The sequence below is a fragment of the Nocardia sp. NPDC055321 genome (assembly GCF_053645575.1).
Genome location: NZ_JBSHMS010000010.1, coordinates 126,558 through 144,877, shown reverse-complemented (window position 1 = coordinate 144,877; position 18,320 = coordinate 126,558). Strand labels below are relative to the sequence as shown.

General features: G+C 68.9%; 14 protein-coding genes. 7 read left to right on the top strand and 7 right to left on the bottom strand.

Annotation, left to right across the window (positions count from 1 at the left end; genetic code table 11):
* Positions 1-148 precede the first annotated feature (148 nt).
* Positions 149-1,207, top strand: coding sequence for a potassium channel family protein (locus tag ACWIGI_RS18010; protein WP_454203525.1), 1,059 nt, complete (start codon positions 149-151; stop codon positions 1,205-1,207).
* A gap of 29 nt (positions 1,208-1,236) precedes the next feature.
* A complete protein-coding gene (gene nudC, locus ACWIGI_RS18005; RefSeq protein WP_454203524.1) occupies positions 1,237-2,145 on the top strand; it encodes an NAD(+) diphosphatase in 909 nt (302 codons plus the stop codon).
* Positions 2,146-2,206: 61 nt separating this feature from the next.
* Here the strand turns inward: nudC and ACWIGI_RS18000 are convergent, their stop codons facing one another.
* The 3 genes from ACWIGI_RS18000 to ACWIGI_RS17990 all read right to left on the bottom strand — a co-directional run bounded on the left by ACWIGI_RS18000 (position 2,207) and on the right by ACWIGI_RS17990 (position 5,456).
* On the bottom strand, positions 2,207-2,458 hold the full coding sequence (locus ACWIGI_RS18000; RefSeq protein WP_454203523.1) for a mycoredoxin: 252 nt from the start codon (positions 2,456-2,458) through the stop codon (positions 2,207-2,209).
* 86 nt (positions 2,459-2,544) lie between these two features.
* Complete coding sequence (locus ACWIGI_RS17995; protein ID WP_454203522.1) at positions 2,545-3,789, bottom strand: low temperature requirement protein A; 1,245 nt, start codon at positions 3,787-3,789, stop codon at positions 2,545-2,547.
* Positions 3,790-3,890: 101 nt separating this feature from the next.
* Positions 3,891-5,456, bottom strand: a complete 1,566-nt coding sequence (locus ACWIGI_RS17990) for a rhomboid family intramembrane serine protease (protein WP_454203521.1) — start codon at positions 5,454-5,456, stop codon at positions 3,891-3,893.
* A gap of 275 nt (positions 5,457-5,731) precedes the next feature.
* Here ACWIGI_RS17990 and ACWIGI_RS17985 point away from each other — a divergent pair, with 275 nt between their 5' ends.
* The 3 genes from ACWIGI_RS17985 (at position 5,732) to ACWIGI_RS17975 (ending at position 8,997) form a co-directional block, all read left to right on the top strand.
* A complete protein-coding gene (locus ACWIGI_RS17985; RefSeq protein ID WP_454203662.1) occupies positions 5,732-7,885 on the top strand; it encodes an ATP-dependent DNA helicase UvrD2 in 2,154 nt (717 codons plus the stop codon).
* A gap of 289 nt (positions 7,886-8,174) precedes the next feature.
* Positions 8,175-8,528 carry a hypothetical protein gene (locus tag ACWIGI_RS17980; protein ID WP_454203520.1) on the top strand — a complete coding sequence of 118 codons (354 nt, stop codon included), beginning with the start codon at positions 8,175-8,177 and terminating at the stop codon, positions 8,526-8,528.
* A 106-nt stretch (positions 8,529-8,634) separates the two neighbouring features.
* The gene (locus ACWIGI_RS17975; RefSeq protein WP_379001999.1) at positions 8,635-8,997 is read left to right on the top strand and encodes a WhiB family transcriptional regulator; all 363 of its coding nucleotides are present in this window, start codon (positions 8,635-8,637) and stop codon (positions 8,995-8,997) included.
* A gap of 81 nt (positions 8,998-9,078) precedes the next feature.
* Here the strand turns inward: ACWIGI_RS17975 and ACWIGI_RS17970 are convergent, their stop codons facing one another.
* The 3 genes from ACWIGI_RS17970 to ACWIGI_RS17960 all read right to left on the bottom strand — a co-directional run bounded on the left by ACWIGI_RS17970 (position 9,079) and on the right by ACWIGI_RS17960 (position 13,151).
* On the bottom strand, positions 9,079-10,464 hold the full coding sequence (locus tag ACWIGI_RS17970; protein ID WP_454203519.1) for an ABC1 kinase family protein: 1,386 nt from the start codon (positions 10,462-10,464) through the stop codon (positions 9,079-9,081).
* Positions 10,436-11,458, bottom strand: a complete 1,023-nt coding sequence (locus tag ACWIGI_RS17965; RefSeq protein WP_454203518.1) for a hypothetical protein — start codon at positions 11,456-11,458, stop codon at positions 10,436-10,438. The genes ACWIGI_RS17970 and ACWIGI_RS17965 overlap by 29 nt, the downstream gene beginning before the upstream one ends.
* A 190-nt stretch (positions 11,459-11,648) precedes the next feature.
* Positions 11,649-13,151 (bottom strand): zinc-dependent metalloprotease, encoded by a 1,503-nt coding sequence (locus tag ACWIGI_RS17960; RefSeq protein WP_454203517.1) that lies wholly within the window; start codon positions 13,149-13,151, stop codon positions 11,649-11,651.
* An 85-nt stretch (positions 13,152-13,236) separates the two neighbouring features.
* Between ACWIGI_RS17960 and ACWIGI_RS17955 the strand changes: the two genes are divergently transcribed.
* Positions 13,237-14,262, top strand: coding sequence for a YlbL family protein (locus ACWIGI_RS17955; RefSeq protein ID WP_454203516.1), 1,026 nt, complete (start codon positions 13,237-13,239; stop codon positions 14,260-14,262).
* Positions 14,263-14,318: 56 nt separating this feature from the next.
* Here ACWIGI_RS17955 and ACWIGI_RS17950 read toward each other — a convergent pair whose 3' ends face one another.
* Positions 14,319-14,921 carry a PPA1309 family protein gene (locus ACWIGI_RS17950; RefSeq protein WP_454203515.1) on the bottom strand — a complete coding sequence of 201 codons (603 nt, stop codon included), beginning with the start codon at positions 14,919-14,921 and terminating at the stop codon, positions 14,319-14,321.
* A gap of 241 nt (positions 14,922-15,162) precedes the next feature.
* On the opposite strand from ACWIGI_RS17950, the gene ACWIGI_RS17945 reads away from it, so the two are divergent.
* Positions 15,163-18,153, top strand: a complete 2,991-nt coding sequence (locus ACWIGI_RS17945; RefSeq protein WP_454203514.1) for a UPF0182 family protein — start codon at positions 15,163-15,165, stop codon at positions 18,151-18,153.
* Positions 18,154-18,320 lie beyond the last annotated feature (167 nt).

Genomic DNA, 18,320 nt, shown 5'->3' with positions numbered 1-18,320 from the left:
CCGCGCCACCTGCGGGCGGTCATCTCGCCCGCCCGCGCCGATCCGGCAGTCGCGACGCGCGCCGCTCGACACCACGGAGTCGATGCGCGCCGGGTACGCTCCGGTCCTGTGCCGCAGGAAGACATCCCCGAAATGACCGGTGATTCGCGTGTTCGGTGACAACTCACGTGGTCTGGGCCGGCTCACCGATCGCCCCGACTTCGCGCTGGTGGGCATCCTGCGCATCCCCGCCACCGAGTCCAGCCCGTGGCGGTCGCTGACCAAACGCGTACTCCTGGCCGTGCTGCTGCTCGCCGCCGCGACCATGGTCGTCTACATCGGGCGCGACGGCTACAACGACAACGCGCGCGAGAAGATGTCGCTCCTCGATTGCGCCTACTACGCGACGGTGTCGCTCTCGACCACCGGCTACGGCGACATCACACCGGCCACCCCCACCGCGCGGCTGGTCAATATTCTCGTCATCACCCCGCTGCGGGTCCTGTTCCTCATCGTCCTGGTCGGCACCACCCTCTCGGTGCTCACCGAACGGTCCCGGCAGGCGTTCAAGATTCAGCGATGGAGGCACACCGTGCGCAACCACACCGTCGTCGTCGGCTACGGCACCAAGGGCCGCACCGCGGTCGACGCCATGCTCGCCGACGGCACCCAGCCCGGCGACATCGTGGTGGTCGACACCGACCCGACGGTCCTCGAGGCCGCGGCCAACGCCGGACTGGTGACCGTGCACGGATCGGCCACCAAATCCGACGTGCTGCGCCTGGCCGGCGTCGCGCACGCCTCGTCCATCGTGGTCGCCGCCAACCGCGACGACACCGCCGTGCTCGTCACCCTCACCGCCCGCGAGATCAACCCCAAGGCCCGCATCTCCGCCGCGGTCCGCGAGGCCGAGAACACCCACCTGCTGCGCCAGTCCGGCGCCGACTCGGTGGTCGTGTCCTCCGAGACCGCGGGCCGCCTGCTCGGCATCGCCACCACCACCCCCAGCGTGGTGGAGATGATCGAGGATCTGCTCACCCCCGAGGCCGGTTTCGCCATCTCCGAACGCGAGGCCGAACCCGAGGAGATCGGCGGCTCCCCACGGCATCTGCGCGACATCGTGCTCGGCGTCGTCCGCAACGGCGTCCTGATCCGCGTCGGCGATCCGGAGGTCGACGCCCTCGAGTCCGCCGACAAACTCCTCTACCTCCGCAGGGTGCAGTCCTGACACCGGACGCTGAGGCTAGTGTCGAAGCTGTGTCAGGTTTTCAGCTGAATGCTGTCCCGGTTCTGTCTCGTACGACGCTTGATCGCGCGGAGCACTTGCGCAGTGACGAGCAGGCCCTGAAAGAAGGCTGGGCGCAAGCGAAGTTACTGCGGATGAACCGGCGGGGGCAGGTGATCGTCGACGGGCAGAGCGTCGTGCTCGAGGCCGCGATCACGCTCTCCGCCGAACCCGCCGCCGACGCGGTCTTCCTCGGCGTCGACGGCGACATCCACCTCTGGGCGGTGCGCGACAACGACATCGAGGGCACCCTCTCGGACCTGCGGGCCGTCGGCGCCACCCTGGATCTCGACGATTTCGGCACCGGCCTGCTCTCCACCGCCATCGCCCTGCTGAACTGGCACGACAAGGCGCGCTTCAGCGCCGCCGACGGCACCCCGACCGCCGCCACGAACGGCGGCTGGTCCCGCACCAGCGAATCCGGCCACGAGGAATTCCCGCGCATCGACCCGGCCGTCATCTGCCTCATCCACGACGGCGGCGACCGCGTCCTGCTCGGCCGCCAGCACACCTGGCCCGAGGGCCTGTTCTCGCTGCTCGCGGGATTCGTCGAGACCGGCGAGTCGCTCGAACGCTGCGTCGAACGCGAACTGCGCGAAGAGGTCGGCGTCGACGTCACCGACATCCGCTACCTGGGCAGCCAGCCCTGGCCCTTCCCGCGCTCGCTCATGCTGGGCTTCTCCGCAGTGGCCGACCCCGAACAGGAACTGACCTTCCACGACGGCGAGATCGCCGAGGCGCACTGGTTCACCCGCGCCGAGGTCCGCGCGGCCCTGGCCGCCGGGGCCTGGGGCGCGGCGACAACCGAATCCCGCCTGCTGCTGCCCGGCTCGATCTCCATCGCCCGCACCATCGTCGAATCCTGGGCGGCCCAGGACTGATTCGGGCACGACGAAAGCCGCACACTCGCGAAGGTGGGTGTGCGGCTTCGGTGTTTCCGGGTCAGGAGATCGAGGCGAGCGCCTGCTTCACCTGAACCAGGGTGGGATTGGTGGCGGTGGACCCGTCGCGGTACTTGATGGTGGGCACCACGTGGTTGCCGTTGTTGACGCTGCCGACGAACTCGGCGGCCTCCGGGTTCTCTTCGATGTCGATCACCGTGTAGGTGATGCCCGACTCGTCGAGCTGCTTCTTGAGCCGGCGGCAGTAGCCACACCAGGTCGTCGAGTACATGGTCAGGTCGGTTGCAGTCACGCGATGTGCAACGTGGTCCCGGCCGATCGTGTTCCCCCGGGCCGCGCGGCCCGGCCGAATGCGGATCGCAGGGCCGGCGCGCGCGGCTATGCCGCGGCCCCGCGCGGGCCCCGGCGCGGCCGATCGGGGCCGCGGCCGTCACGGCGCAGCCTCCCGTCGGTGTACGCCTGCCACAGCAGCGCCCACGCGATGATCAGCACCGAGCCGTAGACCAGCACCACCGGCCCGATGTGCGGGGCCAGCCACCCCAGCGCCACCGCGGCCGCGATGCACGGCAGCGGATGCGCGAACAGGCTCTGCCAGCGCGCCCCGCTGCGCAGCCCGCTCATCCCCACGAGCCCGAAGTAGCCCGCCACGCCGCCGCCGAGCACCCAGCCGGTGCCCGCGGTCAGGTGCTCGTTCGCGTGCGAGATCGTCAGGCCCAGGCCCGCCGCGATGGTGGCCAGCGCACCGGTGACCCAGCAGTGCGTGGCCATGATGTGCTGCCACGGCAGCGGTCCCCGGCCGTCGTCCACCCCGCTCATGAGCCGGGGGACCGGGCCGAACATCAGCGTCAGCGCCCACAGTCCGGCCAGGATGAGGAACGCGCCCAGCCCGAGCGCCAGGATCTCGGCGGTCCACAGTTCCTGGCCGACCGCGTCGATCACCGTGATGACGCCCTCACCGAGCACGATGATCACGTACAGGCCGAGGCGCTCCCCGAGATGTTCGGGATTCGCGTGCACCGCACGGAGTTTCGGGGCGCTGACGCCCTCGAACCGCCGCGAGTTCCGCAGGCGCCGGTCCAGCCGGTCCTGCATCTCGGCCAGCAGCCGCTCACCGCTGATCGCGAACATGAGCCACAGGTCGATCGCCAGCCCCGCCGCCCACAGGTAGTACTTCCAGGGCGCGTCCACCCACAGCGAGACGATCCACGGCAGCACACCGAAGGACAGCTGCGCGGTCGGCCAGTCCACCACGACCAGCCCCCGCCCCCAGGCCTGCGCGGTCGCGACGCGCAACACCACGTACACCGCCGCGAAGGTCGTCGCGTGCCGCTCGGGCACCCCCGCGACCGCCGCCGCCATCACCCCGAGCCCGAGCATGGCCGCCAGCATCAGCGCCGGATGCGTCCGGTCGTTCGCGATGTCGCTGTACAGCGTGATACACGCCCAGGCCGTCCAAAATGCCAGGTAGAGCACCAGATACAACGCGAAGTACCCGACCGAGGGCCCGTGCCGCAGCAGATGCGTGAGCTGCACCAGCCCCGCCACGGCCACCAGGTCGAAGAACAACTCCAACCAGTTGGTCCGCCGCCCCGCCCCGCCCCCGCTCTCGGACTCATCGGCCATCCTCGAACGCTAATCCCCGCCCCCTTCGAGCCGGGGTAGGCACGGCCGCCGGTGTGCCCGGCGCGACACCGAGCAAGATGCTCGCCGGGGCACGGGCGCGTTCAGTGCGATATCGCCGCCGCGCCGATCAGCGCCAACGGGAGCATGATGACGGCGGCGGTACCGGCCCAGCCGATGGCGAGCGTCGGCCACGAAACGCGCCGAAGCCACCGGGGAAGGTAGAGCATGGCGATCGCGGCGAGGATGCCGGCCGTGAAACCGCCCAAACCGGAAGCCGTAAAGACGGGATCGAAGGGCCCCCACCACACGAAGGCGACGCAGCACGCGGCGATCGCGATCGCTACCCGTACCCGCCAGACGCCGATCGCTGTCATACAAACGATGAGCGCGCCCGTCAGACCCTCGATGTAGCCGATCGTTCCGAGGGTGGGGAAGTCGATCAGCCACACGAGAGCGGCCGAGCTGCCCAGCGTCGAGGCGAGCAGGATGGCGAGCAGACGTGACCTGCCGATCAGCACCTCGAGCTCACGGCCCGCGAAGAAGAGCAGTACGGCGGCGACCACCGCGCCCGTCCACCGGGTGTGGGCGAATTCGTTGGTGAGCACCCGGTGCCACTGGCCGTCGGCCACCCTCGGCAACCAGAGCGACGCGTGGGTGTTCACCCACGAGGCGCGGGAATCCCACACGCTGTGCGCCTGCGCGGCGCCGATCGCGTACAGCATCGCGATCACGCCCACCAGCGCGAAGGTCACATACGGGATCGGCTGGTGGTACGACAGGCCGTCGACATCGCCCAGACGGGCTCGCACAGCATGAGCGTCATCGCGCAGCAGCGTTCGAACGATCGGATGGGGATCATCGTCGAAGAAGTCTTCGTCGTCGTATTCGTCGTCGTCCCAATCGAACTCGTCGTCTTCGTCGTCGTCCAGGTCCAGGTCCGGTTGCCGCACCGGACGGCGCGGTGGAATCTCGTCGCGGAGGCCGGCGCTCTTCATCCCCAGCAGTTCCAGCTCGGGGCACCGCAACGGCTCACCGGTTTCCGCGACCAGCGCCTCGAAGACGAGTTCGTCCGGCAGCGACGCCTGGCTGTAGAGGACGAACAGCTTCTCCGTCGCCCTCGCCAGCCGCGCGCGTTCGCTGTCGGGCGCCGCCCGGTCCGCGAAGCGGAACCACTCCTGCATACCTTCCTCGGGCGCGGGTGGCGCCCATCCGTTCATGGACAGATCGATCAGGCCGCGGCGTCTCGACGGTGGCAGGTGATCGAGGTCGAAAGTGCAGGAGGTCACCGCGAGGATGTCGTCGTCGAGAACGGTGAAGGACGCGTACCGGTCCAATGATCCGGGCGTGCGGGCGTATTCGGCGAGGAGATTGCCGACGATCAGCTTGCTGCCCGTCGGCATGGTGAACAGCGTCCGGACGAACGCGGCACGGAACTCCGCCCACCCGGTCTCGTGCGCGTCGATCCTGGCCTTCTGCTCGGGCGTGGTGGGTCCGAACAGGGCGCCGGGTTCCATGACGAGCTCGCCGTCGTCCCCGATCTCGAACGGGATGGTCCGAATCTCGGAGTACACCGCGGTGTGGATCCCGAACGGCCGCAACGCGGCCGCCTTCCATCTGCTGCGGCGAACCCGAAAACTATTGGGACCCCAGTAATCGCGCTTGTTCATTCCCACCCCGTTCGTGCAATAGAGGAACGAGTTCTATCACCGCGAATCGCGGTCGGCAAAAACGAGTCCGGCGCCCGGCTCGGTCCGGGCGACGGCGGTTCCGATGTCACTCGGGTGAGTGTGCGACCGGCCTGGTGAAAGGGCTTGCGCCGACGCATTCCGGTGGAGTGGGGGATGGGTGGTCGCGGTCCGGCGGCCCCCGCGGACTCGGCCCGGCGGGCACCGCCGGCGCGGTGTCGGACGGCACTGCCGTCGCGCTGTCGGCGGGCACTGTCATGATGGTGCGCGTGACTGCCGCCTCCGCACAGCAGGCCAAACTCCGGCTCGACGACCTCGACGCCGAGCAGGCGGCAGCCGTACGCGCACCGCGCGGCCCGGTCTGCGTGCTGGCCGGCGCGGGAACGGGCAAGACGCGCACCATCACCCATCGCATCGCGCACCTGGTCTCGGCCGGGCACGTGCGCGCCGACCAGGTGCTCGCGGTGACCTTCACCGCGCGCGCGGCCGGCGAGCTGCGCGGGCGGCTGCGCGCACTCGGCCTCGGCGGCGAAGCCGGACAGGTCCAGGCCCGCACCTTCCACGCCGCCGCGCTGCGCCAGCTCAAATACTTCTGGCCGCAGGTCGTCGGGGACGTGCCGTGGCGGCTCATCGACCGCAAGTTCCCGCTGGTGGCCCAGGCCGCCGGCCGTTCGGGACTGGCCACCGACACCGACACCCTGCGCGACCTGACCGGTGAGATCGAATGGGCCAAGGGCTCACTCATCGCCCCCGAGGACTACGCGGGCGCGGTCGCCCGACTGCAACGCGACGCGCCCTACGAAGCGTCCAAGGTGGCGGCGGTCTACGCGGCGTACGAATCGCTCAAGACCACCTCCGAGGGCCTGCTGCTGGACTTCGACGATCTGCTGCTGCACACCGCCGCCGCCCTCGAGGACTACGCCGCGGTGGCCGAGGAATTCCGCGGCCGCTACCGCAGTTTCGTGGTCGACGAATACCAGGACGTCACCCCGCTGCAGCAGCGCGTCCTCGACGCCTGGCTGGGCGACCGCGACGACCTGACAGTGGTCGGCGACGCCAACCAGACCATCTACTCCTTCACCGGCGCGAGTCCGTCCTACCTGCTGGACTTCTCGCGCCGCTTCCCCGAGGCGACCGTCGTCCGCCTCGAACGCGACTACCGCTCCACCCCGCAGGTGGTCTCGCTCGCCAACCGCGTGATCGGCGCGGCGCGCGGCCGGATCGCGGGCACCCGCCTGCAACTCATCGGCCAGCGCCCCGACGGTCCCGAACCGTCCTTCGCCGAATTCGACGACGAGCCCGCCGAAGCGGCCGCCGTCGCCAAGGCCATCACCGACCTGCTCGGCCGGGGCGTGCCCGCCGCCGGGATCGCGGTGCTGTTCCGCATCAACGCCCAGTCCGAGGCGTACGAGCAGGCCCTGACCGAAGCGGGCATCGCGTACCAGGTGCGCGGCGGCGAAGGGTTCTTCGCCCGGCCCGACGTCCGCCAGGCCGTGCAGGCCCTGCGCCAGGCCGGGGCCCGCGACGACCTGCCCGACGCCCGCGGCCCCGAACTGGTGACCCTGGTCCGGGCGGTCCTGGCCCGGATCGGCCTGACCACCGAGGAGCCCGTCGGCGCGCAGGCCCGCGAACGCTGGTCCGCGCTGGTGGCCCTGGTCGCCCTCACCGAGGAGTTGACGGCCCACGACCCCGACCTCGAGCTGACCGGTCTGCTGCGCGAGCTCGCCGCCCGGGCCGAGGCCAGGCACCCACCGACCGTGCAGGGCGTCACCCTGGCTTCGCTGCACGCGGCCAAGGGCCTCGAGTGGGACGCGGTGTTCCTGGTCGGCCTGGCCGACGGCACCATGCCCATCCAGCACGTGCTCGGCCACGACGCCGCGGTCTCGGACGAGGCGGGGCTCGAGGAGGAACGCCGGCTGCTCTACGTCGGCGTCACCCGCGCGCGCGAACACCTGCAATTGTCCTGGGCGCTGGCACGTTCGGAGGGCGGGCGCAAGGTGCGCCGCCGCTCCCGCTTCCTCATCGGTCTGGTCCCCGACGATTCCCCGGCGTCGCGCATCGCCCAGCCCGCCGCCGATCGCCGCGGCCCCAAACGCGTGCACCCGACCTGTCGCGTCTGCGGCAGACCGCTGCTCAACACCCAGGCCACCATGCTGGGCCGCTGCACGCGCTGCCCGGCCGACGTGGACACCGAACTGCTCGCGGCCCTGCACGAATGGCGAAAGGACAAGGCCGACGCCCTGTCCCTGCCGCATTTCGTGGTGTTCAGCGACACCACCCTGACCGCCATCGCCGAACAGCGCCCGACCGATGATCGGGGGCTGGTCGCCATCCCCGGCATCGGCGCGAAGAAGCTGCAAACCTACGGCGCCGACGTGCTCGCGATCGTGCGCGAGCGAAGGCGGGACTGAACCCGCGGTACCCCCGATGCGCGTCGGGCCCGGTCCCGGCGCCGCCCGAGCCCGAATTCGCACGTTTGCGCCGGTGTTGATCTCCGTCACGCGGCACCGTGCCGCCCGCTCCAACCGCGTTGCGGCTCTTCGCTTCTGATTTGCTGTCCGCAAGACCATAAAACCGCAGGTCAAAAATAGGTTGTGTGCTCGCGTATATGTACCTAGGGTAGTTCCCATGCAACCGGGAGGGCTCCCGGGTGTGCATGGGTAACTGATCGGCATTCGAGTGCAGGAGGGAGGCAGAGCAATGAACAACTACGTGAACACCTTGTCCGTCCGGATTACCGGCGATCTGGTGGCGACGTCTGCTGTCTGCGTTGCGTCCGCCTCCCGGGGAGTCCTCGGCATGCAGCAGGGGATTCGTGTGTCCGGCGGCGGCGATCTTGGTCTCAAGGGTTTTGCAACCAAAGCCCAAGCGATGCAGACGATCGTTGATCAGGACAAGCCCGAGGCGGGCTGGCATTCGGCAGTCGCGTATGCGGCCACCGGTGTCTTCGCGGATGAAGCCGGCGCCAACCCGGCTAGTCTGCGGGCCGCCCGCCTCCGTAACACCCACCGAGCGAACGTGATCAGGAGTCGACACCGAAGTCGACTCAGGTAGGGGACAACCCCCACACCCCTGGCCACGGATCGCACACCGCGAAACCGTGGCCATATTTATATCGGCCTCAGCCACCGGCACCGGTTTCGCGGAACGACCACCGCAAATGTCTTCCACAAGACGACCACTGCACGAGCTGAAGGAGCACGACGTGTCCAACACGGTTACCCGTGACCGCGTGACATGCCGCAACACCGTGGCTTCCACTCCCCGAATCCGTCGGGGCGTCACCACCACTCTGCCCTGCCGGGACGGTCTCAACCCCGATCTCTGGTTCGCCGAGTCCCCCGCCCAGCTGGAAGAGGCCAAGACGCTCTGCGCCGAGTGCCCCATCCGTCAGGGCTGCCTGACCGCCGCGATCGATCGCGCTGAGCCCTGGGGTGTCTGGGGCGGCGAGATCTTCGATCAGGGTGTCGTCATCGCCCGCAAGCGGCCTCGCGGCCGTCCGCGCAAGGTCGCGGTGGCATGATCGGCCCAAGCGCCGGGGGAGTTGAACGCATACGACCCGCTTACGTCTTCGTAAGCGGGTCGTTTTGCGTCTGAAGGGTTTTCAGCTGGCGGTGCGGTATTCCTTGTAGCCGGGAACCCAGTCCTGCATCAGCTTCATGAACGGGAGTTCGGCGTCGAGCTGGGCGCAGATCCCGATCGAGCCGCCCAGGACGCGGAAGATCATCACGTGTTCGGCCGGGAGCTGCAGGGCGCGAGCGGTTTTGACCATTTCCTGGTTGGAGATGTCGGTGGCCTTGCCGGCCACGCGCTGCATCCACTTACGGGTGAAGTGGAAGGTCTCGGTCTTGATCGGATCGGTGAACGGGCGCAGGTAGTCCTGAATCTCCTGATGCGTCACCGTTTTTCCGGGGATCACCCAGCCATTGGTCGTCATCAGGGTGACCAGTTCGTCGAAGCGCTCCTCCACCGCGAGCGCCACCATCTGGCCCAGCTCGGGCGGAAAGCCGTTGGGCAGCGGGGCGCAGGCGCCGTAGTCGATGACCGCGAGCCGGCCGTCTTCGAGCACCATGAAGTTGCCCGGGTGCGGATCCGCGTGCAGCAGACCGGCGATGGCCGGTGACGAGAAATGGAACTCGCCCATCTGGGCCGCGACGCGATTGCGCAGTTCCAGCGTGCCGGCCGGATCCTCCATACCCCGGGCGATGATCTTGGAGACCGGGGTGGCGTTCTCCAGCCACTCGGTGACGATGACCTTGGGCGCACTGGCGACGACCTTGGGCACCAGGAAGCGCGGATGGCCGTCGAAGGCCTTGGCGAACTGCCGCTGATGCCCGCCTTCGATGCGGTAGTCGAGTTCTTCCTCGGTGCGCTCGCTGATCTCGGCCAGCACCGGCTTCACGTCCGCGCCCGGGATGAGCGCGCCCAGCATGCCGGCCATGCGATTGAGGGTCTTCAGGTCCGAGCGCAGCGCTTCGTCCGCGCCCGGGTACTGCACCTTCACCGCGACGGTGCGACCGTCGGACCATACGGCCTTGTGCACCTGGCCGATGCTGGCCGAGGCGGTGGGCGCGTCGTCGAAGTGCTTGAAGCGCTGCCGCCAGCCGGTGCCCAGCTGCTGGTCGAGCTGGCGATGCACGGCGGCGGTCGGCATCGGGGGCGCGGCGGCCTGCAATTTGGTCAGGGCCTCGCGGTAGTGCTCGCCGAACTCCTCGGGCACCGCGGCCTCGAAGACCGACAGGGCCTGCCCGAATTTCATGGCGCCGCCCTTGAGCTCACCCAGTACCGCGAACAATTGTTCGGCGGCCTTCTGATTCAGCTCGGCGTTGATCTCGGATTTGTCGCCCCCGGCGAGTTTGCGGCCGAATCCCACGGCGGCCCGGCCCGCGATGCCCAGCGGAATCTTGGCCAACTTGGCATTGCGGGAGGAGCGCTTGCTCACAATCTCTGACACGACACCATCATGCCGATGTCCCAGACGGCTCGCCATGGGAATTGACCGTTCTCGCGGGTCGGAGCGGTAAGTGGGATCCATCACATCCGAGCCTTCCGGCTATGGCCGCACGCGGCCGGTTCGGGGTCGGGGACTGCGATTTCGGCTGGGAGCGAGGCTGGAACGCGCGGCAACCGCACCGCGGATGCGCGGGCCACGGGCGCCGCGCGATGCGATAGATCTCCGGGTCCAGCTCCAGCGTCGTGTCCAGTGTCACCGGTGGGCGATCGGCCGCGCCGTGCACGATCGCCGCGATCTCCGCCAGGGCCAGCGCCGCGGTGGCCGCGATCACCGCCGGCGCGGCGTAACCGGCCCGGCCCAGCAGCTGTGCGCACAGGTGCGGCCACTGCGGCTCTCGATCACAGCGGTGCAGATCGGCGCAGCGCAGACAGCTGGAGGTACCCGGCAGCACCAGCGGCCCGATGACCCCGCGCCCGTCGCGGATGCGCACCTGCAGATGCGGAATGCGGCGGCGCACGAGCTGCTGCGTCAGCGCGGGATCGGGCACGAGCGCGTCGGCGAGCACCACGAGGCCGGGCGGCTCGGGCGGGCCGCCACGCTGGCCGACCTGGTGCGCGTCGCGTAGACCACCACCGTGCACATCGTGGGATCTGCTGGGCCGCAACCCTATTCGCTGCACCCCGGCCAGTAGCGCGTCCGAGAGCGGCCCGCGACCGTGCACGCGTACCGACCGCAGCCGCGCGGGTTGCGGCGCGTCGTGCAGCAGCCCGGCCGCGCTCAGCTCGTCTAGCAGCGCGTCGGTGAGTTCCTGAGCCAGGCCGAAAGCCGCCGCCTCGGAACGGATCTGCGCCCGGGTGTGCATGCCGTCCAGCAGGCGTAGCAGCTCCCAGAGCTGGTGCGGCGGGCCCGGGGCGCGCAGCACGAGCGCGTGCTCGGGATCCCAGCCCAGCTGCACCGCACCGTCGGTGCGCCGCAGCACGGTGATGCGCGGATCCAATGCGGGCCCCGAGGTCCGAGCGAGTGTGGTCATGGCTCCGAGTCTGCGCGCCCCGCGAAACGCGAAAACCCGGGGAAACGCTTGATCACCAGCGCTTTCCCGGGTTGTCCACAACTTCACGATCGGGCTTGCCCGCGTTATCCACAGGCCGTGTCGCTCACGAGCGACCCGCGTCGTCGACGGATCGGCGGCGCGCCCGCGCTACCGACCCGCGCGTCCGCCGTCAGGCAGCGCCCGGCGAATTACCTTCCGGCTCATCGCCGTCGGTCTTGCCACCGTCGGTCTTGCCGTCGTCCGCCGTCCCGGCCTCCGGCTTGTCCCCGCGCCCCTCGCGCTCGGCCTTCTCCCGCGCCTCGGTCGCCGCCAACTGAGCCAGCGGATCGTCGAAAGCCGTTGTGCCGCCGCCCAGGATGGTGTCGATGAACCCGGCCGGGGAATCCAGATCGCTGGAATCGGGCAGCAGGTCCGGATGCGCCCACACCCCGTCGCGCTTGTCCACGCCCGCGTCGGTGGTCAGCCGCCGCCACAGCGCGGCCGCCTCGCGCACCTTGCGCGGGCGCAGTTCCAGCCCGACCAGGGTCGCGAAGGTCTGCTCGGCGGGCCCGCCGGTGGCGCGGCGCCGGCGCAGGGTCTCCGCGAGCGCGCCCGCACCGGGCAGCCGGTCGCCGACCGCGTCGGTCACGACGGTCTCGACCCAGCCCTCGATGAGGGCGAGCAGGGTTTCCAGCCGTTCGAGCGCGGCCTTCTGTTCCGGGGTCGTCTGCGGCTCGAAGGTGCCCTGCGCGAGCAGTTCCTCCAGCTTCGACGGATCCTGCGCCAGGGTCATCGGATCGAGCCCGGCCGCGGCCTGCTCGATGGCCGAGAAGTCCATCTTGATACCGCGCGCGTAGTCCTCCACCGCGCCCAGCACCTGCTGGCGCAGCCACGGCACGTGGGCGAACAGACGCTGATGCGCAGCTTCGCGCGCGGCCAGGAAGACCAGGATCTCGCTCTCGGGCTGCTCGAGCCCGGCGCTGAATTCAGCGATGGCGGTGGGCAGCAGCGCCGAGGTGCCGTCCGGGCCGAGCGGCAGGCCGATATCGGTGGAGGTCAGCACCTCCTTGGCCAGCTGACCCAGGGCCGAGCCGAGCTGCGAGCCGAAGGCCAGTCCGCCCATCTGCGAGAGCATGCCCATCATCGGGCCGGCGAACTCGCGGGCCTCGGCGGGCAGCGTCGCGGTCCACATGCCCGAAACCTGTTCGGCCACCGGATCACACAGCCGCTTCCAGGTCGGCAGCGTCTCCTCGATCCAGTCGTTGGGGGTCCAGGCCACCGACCGGGTGGCGCCGGCCGGAAGCGTGGTGGCCGCGTCGAGCCAGAGCTCGGCCAGGTGCGTGGCATCGGTGACCGCGCTCTGCGCGCCCGCGGAGATCGGGGCGACGGTGGCCCCGAGCTGCTGGCGGGCCAGGCGCTTGGCGAGGTCGTAGTTGACGGGCCCGGAGTTCGCGCCGGGCTGGCTCATGCTGGTGAACATCTGACCCAGCTGACTGAGCATCTGACCGAGCTGCGAGGGGTCGAACCCGCCGCCGGGCTTGGAGGGGTCGAACGCGCCCCCGAATTGCGAGGGGTCGAAGCCACCCGGTCCGAAGCCGAACGGATTGTTCGCACCGGAACCACCGGACCCGTCGCCCGGCTTGCGCTCCGGATCGTCGTCACGGTTCGAGAATCCGAACGAAGAATCACTCATAGTCACTACGGTACTGGAGCCCCGGATGGCGCGAACCGCCGAGCGGAGCGCGGCAATCGGGTGCATGACAAGTACCCTTGGCCGCGTGAACCGTCGGATATTCACCCTGCTCGCCGCCTTGATACCCATTCTGGTGCTGGGAATCGCAGGCAGCGTCGTCACCGTTCCGTTCGTGGCGCTCGGACCTGGGCCGACGTTCAACACTTTGGGTGAGGTGAACGGAAAACAGGTGGTCGAGGTGCGGGATGTGCCGGTCGATCCGACCACCGGCAATCTGAACATGACGACCGTCTCAGTTCGCGATCAGCTGAATATTTTCGAGGCTTTCGGCCTCTGGCTCGACGGTGAACACGGTCTGGTTCCGCGCGCGGAGGTGTATCCGCCCGGAGTGACGCGCGAGAAGATCGACGAATCCAATCAGCAGGAGTTCAAGGATTCGGAAGACAATGCCGAATTGGCGGCGCTGCATTACTTGAAGATGCCGACCGTGGTGCGTCTGCGCGCGGTGACCGAGGACGGCCCGGCCAAGGACGTGCTGCACAAGGGCGACGAACTGGTGAGCGTGGACGGCAAGCCCATCGCCACCGCCAAGGACGTGGTGGCGGCGGTGTCCGCGGCCAAGCCCGGCACCGCGATCCCGGTGGTGTTCCGCCGCGACGGCGTGCAACAGAGCGCGGAGATCACCCTGGGCGCGCGCCCCGACGACGCGAGCAAGGGCTACCTGGGCATCACGCCCGGTGAATTCTCGTCCGGGCCGATTCAGGTCGACTTCAACCTGGCCGAGATCGGCGGTCCGTCGGCGGGCCTGATGTTCACCCTGGCGCTGATCGACAAGCTCACCCCGGGCGAACTGTCCGGCGGCAAGTTCGTCGCGGGCACCGGCACGATCGACCCCGAGGGCAAGGTCGGCCCGATCGGCGGCATCCAATACAAGATGATGGCCGCGCGCGAGGCCGGGGCGGAAACCTTCCTCGTCCCCGCCGCCAACTGCAACGAGGCCGCCCAGCGCACGCCCGACGGCCTGCGCCTGGTGAAGATCGAAAACCTGTCCGGCGCAGTGCAATCCCTGGACGACATCAACGCGGGCCGGGAAACGGCCGGCTGCAGCTGATCCGGCACGCGACGCGCCCGCTGTCCCCGGACGGCGGGCGCGGCCGTTCGCCCGTCCTACTCCTCGGGCTCGTTCTCGAGCGTCTGCTTGAGCGCCTCGATGAGATTGGGCGCGAGGTTCGGCGCGGTGCGCAGATCCAGATCCCCGAACGGGTCTTCCTCGTCCTCGGCGGGCCGCACCTGCAGCAGTGACAGCGAGGTGCCGTCGCGCAGGACACCGGCGTACAGCCGGGCGTCGCGGCGCTCGGGATGCGCGACCGCGGCGCGGCGGCCCGCGTCGTCGGCGGCGTCGGGGTCCGCGAGCAGCGGCGCGATCGCGTCGTCGAGGGTCTGCTCGGCGGCCGGGGGCAGCACCACGATCTGCTGCACCAGCACACAGCCCTCGACCGCCATCGGCCAGCTGGTGGTGCCCAGGAATTCGTCGAGCGCTCGCGGGTGATCACCGGAGATGTCCTCCGGGAACGGATCCTGCGCGATCGGGGTCAGCGCGCCCTCGGCGTCGAGCTGATCGAGCAGCGCCGGCTCGGCCGCCACCAGATCGGCGGTGGGCACCAGCGCGAACATCTGCGGCGGCCGATCCCACCCTTCACCGTCGGCGTATTCGGCGATCTCACGAATACACCGGTACAGGGCGGACGCGGCCCACTGCTCAGGGTTCACCCGGCAATCCTCCCAAGCGCGCGACCCCGTCCCGACACCGGGGTTTCGCCGCAGTCCGGGCGTCGAGAGTCGATCTTTCCGGCTTCGCGCGGACAGTCCTGTGAGGTGTCGGGCCCTGCGGCGGGCGATTTACGTAGAGTGGGGCGCGAAAGGTCCCCTGGGACCGACTCGCATCATCGGACTGCGCTGCCCCGGTCGGTATTTCCGGCGCGGGCTCGCCGGACCCTGGGAGAGTGGCATCGTGGGCATGCGCCCCCCGACAGGCTTACCTTCGCTGTCACGCCGCAGCCGTGTGCTGTTGGTGACGGCTCTGGCGCTGGCGGCACTACTACTGGTCGGGCCTCGACTCACCGACGCCTATACGAACTGGCTCTGGTTCGGGGAGGTGGGTTTCCGGGGCGTGTACCACCGGGTCCTGCTCACCCGGGTCCTGCTGTTCCTGGCGGTGACGGTGATCGTGGCCGCGATCATCTGGCTCGCCCTGCTGCTGGCATATCGTTCCCGCCCGGTCTTCGTGCCGGTGGCCGGACCGGGCGATCCCATCGCCCGCTATCGCACGACCGTCATGAGCAGGCTCCGGCTGTTCGGCATCGGCATACCGCTGCTGATCGGCCTGCTGTCCGGGCTGGTGGCGCAGGGGAACTGGGCCACGGTGCAGTTGTTCCTGCACGGTGGTTCGTTCGGGGTGCGGGATCCGCAGTTCAATCTGGACGTCGGCTTCTACGCCTTCGATCTGCCGTTCTACCGCATGGTCCTGAACTGGCTGTTCGTCGCCGTGGTGATCGCGTTCTTCGCGAACCTGGTGACGCACTACGTCTTCGGCGGGCTGCGCCTGGCCGGGCGCGAGGGCACGCTGAGCACTGCGGCCCGGGTGCAGCTGGCGGTCCTGGCCGGGATGTTCGTGCTGCTCAAGGCGGTTGCGTACTGGTTCGACCGGTACGCGCTGCTGTCGAGTCAGCGCAAGGAGCCCACGTTCACCGGTGGTTCGTACACCGATATCAACGCGGTGCTGCCCGCCAAGCTGATCCTGCTCTCGATCGCGGTCATCTGCGCGCTGGCGTTCTTCGCCGGAATCGTGCTGCGCGATCTGCGAGTTCCGGCCATGGCGGCGGCGCTGCTGGTGCTGTCCTCGGTGCTGGTCGGCGCGGTGTGGCCGCTGCTGGTGGAGCAGTTCTCGGTGCGCCCGAACGCGGCCACCAAGGAGAGCACGTACATCGAGCGCAACATAGAGGCCACCAGGCAGGCGTACGGGCTCACCGACGACAAGGTCGAGTACGTGCCGTACGGCGGTGTGGGACAGTCGACCACCCCCGGCGGGAAGGTCGCGGTCGCGGACACCGAGACCATCAAGAACATCCGCCTGCTCGATCCGAATCTCATGACCCAGACGTTCGTGCAGCGCAACCAGCAGCTGCAGAACTTCTACGGTTTCCCGGATCCGCTGGACATCGACCGGTACACGATCAACGGCGAGGTGCGCGACTTCATCGTCACCGCGCGTGAACTGGTGCCGCAGAACCTGTCCGGCAACCAGACGGACTGGATCAACAAGCACACCGTCTTCACGCACGGCAACGGTTTCGTGGCGGCCCCGGCCAACCAGGTCAACGCCGCTCCGCCCAAGGAGGACAAGCAGGCTCAGCAGGCCGCCGGGGCGAGCGAGTCCGGCGGCGGGTACGGCTACCCGGTGTTCAAGGTCGGCGATCTGGACACCGTCAGCGACACCTTCATTCCGAAGGAGAAGCAGGCCATCCCGGTCGACGAGCCGCGCATCTACTACGGCGAGCTGATCGCCAAGTCCGATGCCGACTACGCCATCGTCGGCGCGAACGGTCAGGCGCCGCGCGAGTACGACACGCCCACCGAGCAGAACACCTACACCGGCAAGGGTGGCGTGGCGATCGGCAACTGGTTCAACCGGTTCGCGTTCGCGGCCAAGTACGCCGAGCGGAACATCCTGTTCTCCGGCGCCATCGGACCCGATTCGAAGATCATCTTCAATCGCAGCCCGAAGGAGCGGGTCGAGCAGGTCGCGCCGTGGCTCACCACGGACGGCGACATCTACCCGGCGGTGGTCGAGGGTCGCATCCAGTGGATCGTGGACGCCTACACCACGCTCGACAACTTCCCGTACTCCCAGCGCACCTCGCTCGACGGCGTGGTGGAGGACAGCATCGACCAGACCACCGGCCGGCTGCTGCCGCGCAAGGAGGTGTCCTACATCCGGAACTCGGTGAAGGCCACGGTCGACGCGTACGACGGCACCGTCACGCTGTACGAGACGGACAAGAACGATCCGGTGCTCAAGGCCTGGATGGGCGTGTTCCCCAACGCCGTTCAGCCCGAGAGCGCGATCTCCGACGAGCTGCGGTCGCACTTCCGCTACCCGGAGGATCTGTTCAAGGTCCAGCGCGAGATGCTCTCGAAGTACCACGTGAACGATCCGCGAGAGTTCTTCACCAACAACGCCTTCTGGTCGGTTCCCAACGACCCGACCGCGGAGGGCGCGGGTGCGGGTGCGCATCAGCCGCCGTACTACGTGCTGCTGGGCAACACCAAGACCGGTAAGCCGCAGTTCACGCTGACCGGTGCCATGGTGGGCTACAAGCGGCAGTTCCTGTCGGCCTACATCCAGGCCAACTCGGATCCGGAGAACTACGGCAAGCTCACGATCCTGCGATTGCCCAACGACTCTCAGACACCGGGCCCGGGGCAGACACAGACCTCGATGACGACCGACGGCGAAGTGTCACAGGCCAGGAACCTGCTCACCACGGGCAACACCAACAAGATCAGGTTCGGCAATCTGCTGACCCTGCCCGTGGGTGACGGCGGCATCCTCTACGTCGAACCCTGGTATCTGGAACGCAATTCGGCGGGTTCGAACGCGCCGTCCTTCCCGCAGCTGGTGAAGGTGCTGGCCAGCTACCAGGACAAGGTCGGCATGGGCGCGACCGTCAAGGAGGCCCTGGACAAGGTGCTGCCCGGCAGCGGCAGCGCGGCGACCGATCAACCGGGGCAGGTGGTCGTCCCGCCCAACCAGGGGACCACGCCGCCGAACAACAACGGCGGTACGGCCCCGGCACCCGGTAAGGAAGCGGCCATCAAGCAGATCGACGACGCGCTCGCGACCGTGGGCAACGCGCAGCGGTCGGGCGATCTGGGCGAATTGGGTAAGGCGCTGGAGAACCTGCAGCGCGCGGTCGACGCCTACGAGAAGGCGGGTAGCTGATACCCGGGCTCTCGCTCGCCCGCGGGTGAGCGAGAGCCCATGACCCGGCCCGGGTGCCCTCCGGACAACGAAAAGCGGTGCCGTCGAATTAGACGGCCGCGCTTTTAACATAATACGGGGTGGGGAAGGAAGTCTGATATGAGCGAACCCACGACTCGATGAGGGCG